The sequence below is a fragment of the Dolichospermum sp. FACHB-1091 genome, assembly GCF_014697585.1.
In the GTDB taxonomy this organism is placed as follows: Bacteria; Cyanobacteriota; Cyanobacteriia; order Cyanobacteriales; family Nostocaceae; genus Dolichospermum.
In genome coordinates, this window is the sequence record NZ_JACJSB010000025.1 from 35,670 (window position 1) to 48,381 (window position 12,712).

The 12,712-nt window shown below is 38.1% G+C and carries 9 protein-coding genes and 1 pseudogene; 1 reads left to right on the plus strand and 9 read right to left on the minus strand.

Features of this window, described 5'->3' with window-relative positions:
* Window positions 1-123 precede the first annotated feature (123 nt).
* On the plus strand, window positions 124-1,227 hold the full coding sequence (locus H6G25_RS15665; protein WP_190393284.1) for an aromatic ring-hydroxylating dioxygenase subunit alpha: 1,104 nt from the start codon (window positions 124-126) through the stop codon (window positions 1,225-1,227).
* A gap of 31 nt (window positions 1,228-1,258) precedes the next feature.
* On the opposite strand, the pseudogene H6G25_RS21295 reads toward H6G25_RS15665, so the two are convergent.
* The 9 genes and pseudogenes from H6G25_RS21295 to H6G25_RS15705 form a co-directional block, all read right to left on the minus strand.
* A pseudogene (locus H6G25_RS21295) lies at window positions 1,259-1,351 on the minus strand (HNH endonuclease); the annotation flags it as partial.
* A gap of 100 nt (window positions 1,352-1,451) precedes the next feature.
* Window positions 1,452-2,327, minus strand: a complete 876-nt coding sequence (locus H6G25_RS15670; RefSeq protein WP_190393285.1) for a lipid kinase — start codon at window positions 2,325-2,327, stop codon at window positions 1,452-1,454.
* 204 nt (window positions 2,328-2,531) lie between these two features.
* Window positions 2,532-3,356, minus strand: coding sequence for a nitrate ABC transporter ATP-binding protein (locus tag H6G25_RS15675; RefSeq protein WP_190393286.1), 825 nt, complete (start codon window positions 3,354-3,356; stop codon window positions 2,532-2,534).
* Between the two features lie 544 nt (window positions 3,357-3,900).
* Complete coding sequence (locus H6G25_RS15680) at window positions 3,901-5,904, minus strand: nitrate ABC transporter ATP-binding protein (RefSeq protein ID WP_190393287.1); 2,004 nt, start codon at window positions 5,902-5,904, stop codon at window positions 3,901-3,903.
* Between the two features lie 82 nt (window positions 5,905-5,986).
* Window positions 5,987-6,823 carry a nitrate ABC transporter permease gene (gene ntrB / locus H6G25_RS15685; RefSeq protein WP_190393288.1) on the minus strand — a complete coding sequence of 279 codons (837 nt, stop codon included), beginning with the start codon at window positions 6,821-6,823 and terminating at the stop codon, window positions 5,987-5,989.
* A gap of 40 nt (window positions 6,824-6,863) precedes the next feature.
* The gene (locus H6G25_RS15690; protein WP_190393289.1) at window positions 6,864-8,240 is read right to left on the minus strand and encodes a CmpA/NrtA family ABC transporter substrate-binding protein; all 1,377 of its coding nucleotides are present in this window, start codon (window positions 8,238-8,240) and stop codon (window positions 6,864-6,866) included.
* A gap of 589 nt (window positions 8,241-8,829) precedes the next feature.
* Window positions 8,830-9,057 carry a hypothetical protein gene (locus tag H6G25_RS15695; protein ID WP_190393290.1) on the minus strand — a complete coding sequence of 76 codons (228 nt, stop codon included), beginning with the start codon at window positions 9,055-9,057 and terminating at the stop codon, window positions 8,830-8,832.
* A 121-nt stretch (window positions 9,058-9,178) separates the two neighbouring features.
* Complete coding sequence (locus tag H6G25_RS15700) at window positions 9,179-9,472, minus strand: hypothetical protein (RefSeq protein WP_190393291.1); 294 nt, start codon at window positions 9,470-9,472, stop codon at window positions 9,179-9,181.
* A gap of 207 nt (window positions 9,473-9,679) precedes the next feature.
* Entirely contained in the window at window positions 9,680-12,535 is a 2,856-nt protein-coding gene (locus H6G25_RS15705) for a glycerol-3-phosphate acyltransferase (protein WP_190393292.1), read from the minus strand.
* Window positions 12,536-12,712 lie beyond the last annotated feature (177 nt).

Below are 12,712 nucleotides of genomic sequence, written 5' to 3' on the forward strand. Positions count from 1 at the left end.
TTAATAATCTAAATCAAATTAATCACACAAATCATAGTAATTAAGGTACTAAAAATAACTGTTTTTCCAAGTTGTTCATGATAGGTATAGATTAACCGCTTCACTGCAAGTGAAACCCTAAACATGAACACCAATATAGATAATTTTAACTCGGTTCGTAAACCTAAAATTTTCAATCAATCAGCTAGTTTTGTGGAAGGTTGGTATTGGGTATTACCTTCTCAATCTTTGCAGGTAGGTGATGTCAAAGCCGTGACAATTTTGGGGAAAGATTTAGTAGTATATCGTGGTAAAGACAGACGTGCGATTATTTTAGATACTTACTGTCCTCACATGGGTACGAGTTTAGCTGAAGGTAAAATTGAGGGTAATGAATTACGCTGTGTTTTACATCGGTGGAAATTTGATGGAGAAGGTATTTGTGTTGATATTCCTTATTTAGATGAACCCCTACCTGTCAAGGCTAAAACTTGGCCAGCAGCAGAACAATATGGGATGATTTGGGTATGGACTGGAGAAACTCCTCAACAACCCTTACCTTTTGTTTTAGATTGGGAAAATCAAGAATTTGATTTTTCTCTTGGTTCTCAATTTAGTATTAATTGTCATCCCAATGTGCTACTGCTTCAGGCTATTGATACTCAACAAATTAATATAGTTAATCAATTACCATTAAAGATGGTTTTGGAAAAACAAGAACTCAATCAAAATGCGATTGTTTTTAGCGCAATTACCAATATTAATAGTAAGTCATTTTGGTTCAATCTCTACCGTAAGTTTTTTAATAATTCTGTTAGTTACAGTGTTTGTTATTGGTATGGGACAACTAGTATAGTTTCCTTTGGTAATGAGTTTACCCATCTACATATACTATTTACGACTCGGGTATTACCAGGGGGAAAAACTGAAGGACAAACATTATTAATGTGCAAAAAACGTAAAGGTATTTTAGGAAAGTTGATTAATAAATTTATATTACGGGTGGGGAAAAGAATTAGCGATCGCTTACTCAAAACCAATGATAGAATTTTACAGACTATGCAGTTTTATATAAAAACTCCTATCAAAGCCGATTTGTCAATTATCCAGTTTATTAACCATTTAGAACGACAAAAACCCCTAACTCATGAAACTTGGCTATTACTAAGAGAAAGGGAAAGGGAGGAGGAAGTGCGTGAGGAAAGAGAAAAACGTGAAAAATGGCGGGATGAGTTAGTTAATGATTAAAAAATCCCTATTTTAACAATAAATTAGAGATCTGACTGATTTTATCAAGTATTTCGGTCCTATCGTCTTGGGGTCGGAGTATTATTACCATGTCGTCTGCATAACGGATTGGTGGTTCTCTTACTCCCCCCTCTCGCATCTTTGTATCTATATTTTTCCAGAGGGTCTATCACCTCACACCCTTTGTCTATCTTGGTTTTATCTTGCTTGTCGCCCCCTCAAGATTATACATCAGGAACGAAAATAGCGATCGCTTGAGGAATCACCCGAAAAACAGCGGGAGTATAGGTTGTGATTTCTCCGTCAGTATTAATAGAATGAGGCTTGCGGGTATATACTGTAATTTCCTGACCATAAAGGGCGCGGACATTTGGCCATTGAATATGTCGCCCTCGACGCATGGCTGGAAGTAGGGGGAGAATTTGCCACCAATGATCAATTTCCAAACTATAAAGATCCAGTCTTTGGTCATCTATAGCAGCATCATGAACTATAGCCATACCACCACCATAATAACGGCCATTACCCACAGCAATTTGTACAGTTTTCACTAAAAATGATTGGTCATTGATGCGAATTTCTGCACTAAAAGGGCGAGATTTCCAAATTACTTGCAACGCGATAACAGCATAGGCAAATATACCCCAACGGCGTTTAATTTCTTTAGTCAATTGTTGAGTAATATTGACACTTAACCCCAAACTAGCAACATTAAAGAAATACTTATTATTCACCCAACCTAAATCAATTCGTCGTAACTTTCCCGCTGCGATAATTTTACAAGCTTCCGGTAGAGAATTGGGAATAGCCAAAGTTCTCGCTAAATCGTTAGCAGTTCCTAAAGGTAAAATTCCCAAAGGTAATTGAGTCTCAATTATTGCTTCTATAGCAGCATTAAGTGTACCATCACCACCACCGATAATTACTAAATCTATTTCCTTTTGATAGTGGCGAATAAATTTACCTAATTGTGTAGCATCTTGAGTAGATTCTGCAATTATTGTTAAACCCAGGCGATTTAAACAATTTATTACTTCTTGGTACCGTTCTTGTCCTTGACGAGAATGACGATTTACTAACAATAGGGCGCGGGTACTCATTAGTAATTTCCTTTAATCACAATTCATCAGGTTGCAATAAAAACGCCCCTGAATCTATGGGATTATTTCTCATAAACGTGGTGCGTTATGTCGCGTATTTAATTTAATAGCCCCATTTTATCATTTTTTAGCGATGTTAACGCACCCTATATACTTTATTTCCGTAGGTTGGGTTTTCTCTAACCAACCTACATGACCACGTGACTAACCGACATCATCATGGGCGAAACGGTTAAACAAGAAATCTAAGGCATAATTTCGCAATTGATAATATTGCGGATCTTCCATAATTCTGGCTCTATCTCTAGGACGAGAAAAAGGAATTTCCATCACTTCCCCAATTTTTGCATGGGGTCCATTGGTCATCATGACTAACTTATCCGCCAAAAATAAAGCCTCATCAATATCATGGGTAATCATCAAAACTGTACAACGATTATCACCCCAAATTTTCAACAATTCCTCTTGTAATTCTTCCTTGGTAATTGCATCTAACGCCCCAAAAGGTTCATCTAAAATTAGCACCTTGGGACGAATAGCTAAAGCCCTGGCAATAGATACCCTTTGTCTCATACCTCCAGACATTTGCATGGGTTTCTTTTCCATTGCGTCCCCTAAACCCACCATAGCTAAATGTTCTCTGACAATAGCCCTTTTTTCTGCTTCTGGCTTAGTAGGATAAACTGCATTTACAGCTAAATAAATATTTTCAAAAGCTGTTCTCCAAGGTAATAAAGCATAGTTTTGAAATACCACCATTCTATCTGGACCTGGTTTAGTAATTGGGTTTCCTTCTAATAAAACTTGTCCAGTGGTAGGAAAGTTAAAACCAGAAACCATGTTTAATAACGTTGATTTACCGCAGCCAGAATGGCCAATAACGCAAATAAATTCACCTTTTTCGACGTTGAGATTAACACCATCAAGAACGGTAAATGGTCCTTTTTTAGTGGGATAAATTTTACAAACTTCTTTAATTTCTAGGAAGGGTTGACGGTTAATTTTGTTAGTGGTTTTGAGGTTTTGCATTGTTTAGTAATTGGTAGAAGGTTTCGTGCCAAGTAAAAAAGAGATTTTATTATCTCGTTCCCAGTCTCAGGCTGGGAATGCTATCAAGAGGCTCTGCCTCTGGTATAATTGAAGTGTAATCGAAGGCAGAGCCTTCTGTAATTCATTCCCATACAGAATATGGGAACGAGAAAAAATGATTTTGTTAGTTTTGTGGGATGGGCATCTTGCCGATGATTTTGTTAGTTTTGTGGGATGGGCATCTTGCCGATGATTTTGTTAGTTTTGTGGGATGGGCATCTTGCCGATGATTTTGTTAGTTTTGTGGGATGGGCATCTTGCGATGATTTTGTTAGTTTTGTGGGATGGGCATCTTGCCGATGATTTTGTTAGTTTTGTGGGATGGGCATCTTGCCCGTCCTTTGGATTTTTGGGCAGACAGGATGTCCACCCCACAAGATTTTGATTTTCCTGGATTTTTGGGCAGACAGGATGTCCACCCCACAAGATTTTGATTTTCCTGGATTTTTGGGCAGACAGGATGTCCACCCCACAAGATTTTGATTTAAGCTGCGGTTTTTCTGGGGGATTCTAAAATAACTTCAGCTATGGAGAAATCCCGTTTAATTTCTAGGTCGTTAAGATAGCTAATGGGATCATCAGCGTTAAAGGGTTTACGATCAAATAATTGAATGGGTTGACGGGTATAACTAATATCTAAACCTAGTTCTCTGGCTGCTGTACTAAAAACACGCACTCGACACACCCTTTCAACTATTTCTACCCAATTTCTAGGGAAGGGAGTATCACCCCACCGCGCTAATTGAGTCATAATCCAAATTTGTTCGGTGCGACTAGGGCGATTAATAGCAGATTCGGAATAAAATTGATGATGGGCATATTCTCGCATGGGATGATCTAAGTCACAGGTAGCGTTATTTGGATCTTCAATTTGGATATAATCAATGTCTGTGCTGACATATTCCCGACTTGCTAAAATTTGCCGCACTTCTTGGGCGTTATCAGGATTTGCACAATATTGGCAGGCTTCTAATAAGGCTTTGGTTAAGGCAATATGGGTATTAGGATAAGTTTCTGCCCAGTCTTCTCTTACTCCTAAAACTTTACCAGGATGTCCTAACCAAACTTCTAAATCTGTAGCAATGGTAAAGCCTGAACCTTCCACCGCAGCCCGATAATTCCAAGGTTCACCTACACAATAACCGTCAATGGTTGCACCTTTTAAATCTACTACCATTTGGGCAGGAGGAATATTTTTCATATCTACATCAATGTCGGGATCAATTCCTCCTGCTGCTAACCAATAACGGAGAAGTAAATTGTGCATTGACGCGGGATGAACTACACCCATTCTATGTTGTTGGTCACGGGTTTTTAGCAGGTAGTTTTTAAAATCTGATAAACTGCGGACTCCAGCATCATAAAATCTTTTTGCTAAGGTAATGGCGTTACCATTGCGAGTCATTGTTAAAGAGGTAACAACTGGCAAAGGTTCATTTTTATGCCCGCCTAAAGATAACCACATTGGCATTCCTGAAGGCATTTGGGCTGCATCTAAATAACCACCAGTCATCCCATCCACAATTCCCCGCCAACTGCTTTCTCTGACTAAATTAACTTCGTCTAAACCGTGTTTAATAAAGAAGCCTTTTTCTTTGGCTATAGCCAGGGGGGCGCAAGCGGTAAGGGGTAAAAAACCAATTTCTAAATTAACTTTTTCCAAGCCATGACGGACAACTGCTGCGGTTTTTCTGGCGCGGATTTTCTTAACACGTTTTTGTTGGTTAAGGAAGTAAATCATTTCACTTCGCAAACTGTAGTAACTAGGATGTTCTACAACTTCCATTCGTTTACGAGGTCGGGGAATATCAACTTCTAAAATATCCCCAATTTTCGATTCGGGTCCATTAGTTAACATGACAATTCTATCAGATAACAAAACGGCTTCATCTACATCATGGGTCACCATAACTGCGGTAACTTGATTTTCTTCACAAATTTGCATTAATTGTTCTTGCAAATTACCGCGAGTTAATGCGTCTAATGCACCAAAGGGTTCATCTAATAATAATAGTTTAGGCCGAATTGCCAAAGCGCGGGCTATAGCTACCCGTTGTTTTTGTCCCCCTGATAACATTCCTGGTTGTTTGTCAGCATGGGGACGCAAACCTACCATATCTATATGTTTTTCGATAATGGCTTTACGTTCTGCTGCTGGCATTCCATGTAATACTGAATCTACTGCTAAAGCAATATTTTCTCTGACTGTGCGCCAAGGTAAAAGGGAATAATTTTGAAATACTACCATTCTATCAGGACCTGGTTTTTTAATCCTTTGTCCTTCTAAGGTTACTAAACCTTCTGTCGGTAGATCTAACCCAGCTATCATATTTAAAAGCGTTGATTTACCACAACCGGAGTGACCAATTAAGGAAATAAATTCGCCTTTTTTAATTTGCAAATCAATACCTTTAAGGGCGATATATTGACCACCACCAGTTAATTCAAAGACTTTATTAATTTGATCAACGGCAACAAATACTGACATAGTTTTAATGATTGGTAATGGGTAATGGGTAATGGGTAATGGGTAATTGGTTATTTATTTACTAACGACCAATAACTAATGACTATTTCTGTTCTGGTAAAATTTTGTTCTGTAACCAAGCCATGAGTTTATCTAGGATTAAGCCAACAACACCGATATAAACTAGTGCTAAAATGACCTCACTCACGTTGTTATTTTGATAAGCATCCCAGATAAAAAAGCCAATTCCGACAATACCAGACATAACGATTTCAGCCGCAATAATTGCTAACCAAGCTAAACCAATGGCAATTCTTAAACCTGTGAAAATGTATGGCAATGCTGAAGGAATTAAGATATTCAAGAAATACTCTTTTTTGGAAAGTTGCAGAACTTTAGCAACGTTATTATAATCTTGGGGAATTTGAGTGACACCTACCGCAGTGTTGATTAAAATCGGCCAAATTGCGGTGATGAAAATTACGAATAATGCCGCTGGTTCGTTCTGTCTTAAAGCTGCTAAGGAAATAGGTACCCAAGCTAAGGGCGGTACTGTTCTTAATAACTGAAAGATCGGATCTAATGCTTTAGATATGGTTTTATTTACACCAATTAAAACTCCTATGCCAATACCAACAATTGCTGCTAATGTATAGCTAATAGCCACCCGTTGCAAACTAGCAAAGATTTGCCAAAACAGCCCTTTGTCTGTTCCGCCTTTATCATAAAATGGATACAAAATCAAAATCCAAGTATCTTGAATAACTTGAATTGGTCCTGGTAATGTTGCCCCTGGTGTCCAAGAAAATATTTGCCAAATAACTAAAAAGATAGCTAATGCAATAGCAGGAGGCATAAGTTCGGGAAGTTGCTTTTGCAATCCTGATAAAAAGCTATTATCAAATTTAGGAGTTGTGGGACGTTTTTGAGCTATGGTCATGAATTTTTCCTCGAATTTACTAATGATTAATGACTAATGACTAAATACCAGCTTTTTTGATTTTCAAACTCTTGAGATATTCTTCGGGTTTTTCAGGATCAAATTTAATCCCATCAAAAAATGTTTCTACTCCACGAGATTTACTACTGGGAATATCGGTCGCAGCTATTCCTAATTCTTTGGCTGCTTCCTGCCAAATATCTTCCCGGTTGACTTTTTTGATTAATTCTTTGGCTTTGGCTGCACCATTAGTAATGTAATCTTTGGGTAAAAATCCCCAACGCACATTTTCTGTTATAAACCATAAATCATGACTCTGGTAAGGATAGGAAACACTACCTTTTTCGTCCTTCCAATAATAAGCAGCCATTGATTTATCATCAATTTTTCGACCATCCCCCATGTCATATTTACCTTGGTAGGGATTAGCTAAAACTGCTGGTGAAGATAAACCAAAATATTTTTTCACCGCGAGAATTTCCGCCGCTTCTTGGCGATTTTCAAATTTATCTAGCCATTGCTGCGCTTCCATGATTCCTTTTAATAAGGCTTTTGTGGCTTTGGGATTTTGATCTACCCAATCACCTCTCATGGCAAAATATTCTTCGGGGTGATTTTTCCAAATTTCGGCAGTTAATGCGGCCATAAAGCCGATTTTGTCATTCACTAAGCGGAATGGCCAAGGATCACCGGTGCTAAAAGCATCCATTGTCCCGGTTTTCATGTTGGCGACGGTTTGTGCCGCAGGTACTGTTAATAATTTAACATCTGTCTCTGGGTCAATTCCACTTGCTGCTAACCAGTAACGAAGCCATAGGTCTTGGTTAACATGAGGGAAGGTAAAGGCAGCTGTAAAGGGTGTGTTGGCTGATTTGAGTTGGGATAATAGGGGTTTAGCAGTATCCAATTTTAGGCTAATTCCTTTCCCTAGATGTTTGTTAGCGATCGCAATTCCGTTACCATGTGTAACTAACTGAGCTAAAACATACATGGGTATAGGTTTATTCCCTTTGGTAATTAAACCTTCTGTAATTAAGTGTGGCATGGGCATTTGCCATTGACCACCATCAATACCACCCCCTTGAGAACCAATTTCCAGGTTATCCCTGGCTGAACCCCAAGAAGCTTGTTTAGAAAGTTCTACTTCTGTCATCCCATATTTAGCAAAAAAGCCTTTTTCTTGGGCAATAATTAATGGTGCAGATTCAACAATTGGAATATATCCCAGTTTGGCTTTTGTAGTTTCTGGTTTTTGTTCTGGTTTAATATTAGCTACTGGTTCAATGGAGGATTTTCTACCAGTATTACCTGTTTCTGGTGGATTTCCTAAACAGCCTTTGAGTAATACTGCACTGGCTGAAATTCCAGCAGTGACAATAAATTTACGCCGAGAAACTCGGTTAAAAAATTCTGTCATTATATCTCCTTACATCAAAATTTATTTTTCTAACGATGAAAATATAGACAAAGAAAATAAATCATTTCTTTGCTTTATAATGGGAATTTCCAGTTATATCTAGGTATTAAAAATAGACCTCCCTGATCATAAAAAGGACTAGTTCATATACTTAGTAATAAACGTGGTTTAAGTTCTGAGCCTGGGGTGATTAAGTATCACCTGGCTAGTAAAAACTAGTTTACAGTGTTTGTGATCAAAGTGATCATTTCTCAACTCGAATTATTAAACAAATATTTAATTGGATACATAAGTAAAAACTTATCTATGAGTCTAAAGTCTGCGATAAGAGTCTAATATATCTATTAAAATCTATGATTTCCATCAGAGAAAATAGGTAAGAGAAACGAGGAATTAAGGTTTACCGTATTGATATAAAATATCACATAGATAATTAATTATATGAATTATAGAATTAAACTTGAAAAAGAGATTTAGGAATTTAGAAGAAAGTAGGACCTATGGAGAAGTCCGGAAATAAGATATCGCTAAAGGGAAAGCTCTACTAACGCGCAGCGTGCCGTTACGCATACCAATTCAAGTATGCAACTTATACATGATAAGCTGTGATAACTGTTTTCTTGTCAGGGCTATAAATAGATTCTACTCTTGGGTATTGCCCATGAATCCACCACACCTTAATCCTATTACCTTGGGCTGGCGCAGTTCCTGATGTCGAGTAACCAGCATCAATCATTAATTTTTCAAATTGAGTTGCGCTTAAAGTTTGACATTTTAACTTTGGTAGTCCCTGTATTTGATGCTTGTTGAGGGTCATAGGTAGTCTGGTAAATTATGAATATCTTTTGTCTTACTACCCTACCCTTTTCACAACTTGTAAAGCAATAACCCATATTGGACGTAGTCCAATTAATTTAAATATCTTTTGTCTTACTAACCTATCCTTTTCTCAACTCCTTTCCCAATGAGTCATAAGTTCCCTGGTAAGATGAAAGAATCTTGTACCCTGGCAATACTAAAGCAATACCTATTCTGCTGTGAATCTTACCTGGATATCTGTAAGGTTCATCATTAGGAACAGCACCACCAATGCGAATATGTATTCCTGGTAGCCATAAGTATAATCCAGGAATCAATAAGTCCATACTGTAAGCAATTTCTCTCATTGGTTCATTTTCACCAAGAGAATTATTCCTGGAAAAACTCAACTTGGCGTTTGTGATGTTCAACATTATGTTTTCAATCTTCAATAGAGATTTTGTCAATGCTGAGGATTGATTAGTTTCAATCCCCTAATAGGGATTATCTTAACAGGAATAGAAATCTCCACACACCGAAAATTTTGAGCAATACTGGTACAATTAAGAAAGGTATCAGGTTTTTCAACTTACCATCAAAAATCAAGTGCTTTTTCAAGTTCTACATGATTCTTCCTTCTTCTACAGTATTTCCACAGTGCCTTTATATCCATCAATGCGGACTTCTTGACCATCCTGGAGTAAATATGTAGCGTTCTGTACGTCCATAACAGCAGGAATACCGTATTCCCGGGCGATAATTGCCCCGTGGGAAAGTTTACCACCTGCTTCAGCAATTAACCCCCCAGCTTGAACTAGAACAGGGACCCAACCGGAATCTGTATAAGGAACAACAAGGATCGTGTTTTTATCAATATCATGGACTGCTTGTAAAGTTCGTAATATTTTTACCCGGCCTTGAATTTGTCCAAGACTTGCAGGAATACCCAACAAAATATTATCAGCGGGATTAATGACAGGAGTGATAGGTTGAGGCGGGTTATAACCGTAAACAACGGGAGGAATTTGGAGAATTTGACTATCTTGGAGAAATTGCGATCGCCTTTGTACTATTAATTCTAACAGATGATTTTTAACCGCTACATCTGGATGAATTACTAAGTGGCGAATTTCATCTAACTCCAAAAAGAAGATATCTCCTGGCTGTAATAGCACCCTAGACTGAAGCCAAATCTCTTCCAAGGCCAAAAATGTCCAGCGTAATTCAGCCAACAAGCGGGAATAAACTTCTGTTACCCTACCTTTAAGATCAACTCGTCTTTGGACTAAATTTTGTTGTTGGGAACGGGAATCATCTAAATCTGGGATTTGGTCGGCTTTAATTAACTGCACAAACAATTGTCTAACTGGTTGGGGATTTTCTCGCCAAGTGGGAACGGAAATATCTGTACCTACTTCGCTCAAATAACCATAATCCTGAATTAATTCGTCAAATTCAAATAAAATCCTTTCTCCAGCGGTCGTTGTTGCTAATTGCTCAAATATTTTTTCTGGTTCACAATTGTAGTCAATATGATCATCATCTAAGATTTGTTTAGCATCGGCAGCTAGTAAACTCATAGCTCTTAATGATGCTACCTCTGGGGTGACACTGTTATCAATTTTTTCGGCTTTGATACCGAAAAGGGATTGACGGATAGCTGCACTCAAAGGGGCTAAAATACTGTAGTAAGTACCTTGGCGGAGTAAATCAAGGATTAAGTCTAATCTAGTTAATAACTGATCTAGTGACAATTCAGTAATGACAACGTTGGATAATTCTGTTAATGCCGGAATAAAAACTTGACGATAATCCCATTTAAAGTCTTTTTCTAAGTCAATTTCTCGTTTCAGCAACCTTGTCAGTCCAGGTAAATTAGCCAAAGTCGAATCTAGAGGGGGTTTACTCATGCTTGCACCTCTAGTTAAAAAGTCCAGACTTTCTGGCGGTAATCCCATGGACAAAAAGATTTCTCCCAATAAGGAGGCATTAAAATAAGCTCTAGAGTAGTGTAGCGTGGCGGTTTTGGCAAAGTCTAAGCCTTGAGCGCGTTCACCTAAAACGATAGTAAAAATTTCTCCCCACACACCACAGGTTAAAGGAGAATTAATAGACCAGGTTAAAGGATGAATGACTCCAGGAATCACTTCTGCGGCAATTTTCCTAGTCCAAATTGGTAAGAGTGTGGTGATAGGTCTTGACTGTAATACCCACAGATTTTGACCATCATAACTCCATTCTATATCTTGGGGAATACCTAAATAACGTCTTTCTAAACGACGGGCTAAATATGCAACTTGTTTAATTAATGCTTGGGGTATTTTACCGGTTCCGTCAAATTGCAGACAAGATAACTTGTCATCACCCGCAATTACTACTTGATATTGTTCCGGTGTGACTTTTCCTGATACAATTTGAGTAGGACTACCGGATACAGCTTCGATAACTACGGCTTCACCTTGTTGAGAAATAGGATCTCGACTGAAGGCCACGCCAGAGAATACGCTTTGAACTTGTTGTTGAATGAGTACCCCCATGGCCGCCTCTTTCGCACTGCGGTGACGACGATATTCGACGGCACTGGGGTGATTATAAGAAGCTTTAACTTTGGCTATAGCTTGTCGAAGTTCTTCTTTGCTAGTAACATTCAATATAGTTTCATACTGTCCTGCGGCAGATGCCTGTTGTGAGTCTTCACCAATAGCGGAAGAACGGACTACGAAGGGTGAAAGTGGAGAGGGCTGGAGAAATTCAATTAACTGGGTAGGATCATCAGCAGGGGCTAATACCCAACCTTTAGGAACTGAATAACCCCAACGTTTAATTTGTGACAATGTGGCGGATTTTGCTCCCACGACTTCACTATCTAATTCTTCCTCTAAGGTAATAATTCTATCATCAATCTCAGGTGATTGTGGAGATACTTCCCCAACTAAGAGATTCAGATCATCGGGAATTTGGCTATAAATCCAATAAATTAACGCTGATAAGAAAAAAGAAGCCACAATTCTCGGTAAATCCTGAGAATGTATAATACCAACAAGTAAGGGGAATATGACTAATACACCGAATTTAATTGTTTCTTGAGAACGAGTGATCAAAAAGCCCATAGCGGCAATTATGGTAACAAGGGAAACTATCCATGGATCATGTATCAGTAATCCCCAGGAGACGTTTGTGATTCCCGCACCTTTAGTTGTGGCATATCTACCCATAACTAAGCCGATTAAAGCCATAATTTCCCAGACTGATTGTGAAGGAAAAAAATAGTGGGCAATTGTGACAACAGTAATTCCCTTGAGTGCTTCTGAGACTACGGACAAAATTCCCGCTAATTTACCACCATGAATAAAAGCCGCTGAAACACTAATATTACCTGTACCCACATTTCTTAATAACTTACCACTAAGAGCATAACTAATCCAGGAAATTAGCGGTATTGCCCCTAATAGAGGACAAAAAATTAAAATAATTAAGACACCCCAAAAATTAATCATTATTTTCAAATTTGATGACATACTCCAAGTTTGTTGTTAACAAAAATGAATATTTAATTTATATGATATAGGAAACAAGAGAGCAAATGGAATTTTTGCCCTCTTGTCTACTAAATGTTATGCAAAGAATCTACGCTATTGCATAAGCAGAACTAAGCGCCCAAAGAATCAGGGCGA

What these genes read in the sequence shown, in the direction of transcription:
- ntrB (WP_190393288.1), bottom strand. Translation starts at nt 6,823, where the DNA reads ATGACCATAGCTCAAAAACGTCCCACAACTCCTAAATTTGATAATAGC.
- H6G25_RS15690 (WP_190393289.1), bottom strand. Translation starts at nt 8,240, where the DNA reads ATGACAGAATTTTTTAACCGAGTTTCTCGGCGTAAATTTATTGTCACT.
- H6G25_RS15670 (WP_190393285.1), bottom strand. Translation starts at nt 2,327, where the DNA reads ATGAGTACCCGCGCCCTATTGTTAGTAAATCGTCATTCTCGTCAAGGA.
- H6G25_RS15700 (WP_190393291.1), bottom strand. Translation starts at nt 9,472, where the DNA reads ATGTTGAACATCACAAACGCCAAGTTGAGTTTTTCCAGGAATAATTCT.
- H6G25_RS15675 (WP_190393286.1), bottom strand. Translation starts at nt 3,356, where the DNA reads ATGCAAAACCTCAAAACCACTAACAAAATTAACCGTCAACCCTTCCTA.
- H6G25_RS15665 (WP_190393284.1), top strand. Translation starts at nt 124, where the DNA reads ATGAACACCAATATAGATAATTTTAACTCGGTTCGTAAACCTAAAATT.
- H6G25_RS15695 (WP_190393290.1), bottom strand. Translation starts at nt 9,057, where the DNA reads ATGACCCTCAACAAGCATCAAATACAGGGACTACCAAAGTTAAAATGT.
- H6G25_RS15680 (WP_190393287.1), bottom strand. Translation starts at nt 5,904, where the DNA reads ATGTCAGTATTTGTTGCCGTTGATCAAATTAATAAAGTCTTTGAATTA.
- H6G25_RS15705 (WP_190393292.1), bottom strand. Translation starts at nt 12,535, where the DNA reads ATGATTAATTTTTGGGGTGTCTTAATTATTTTAATTTTTTGTCCTCTA.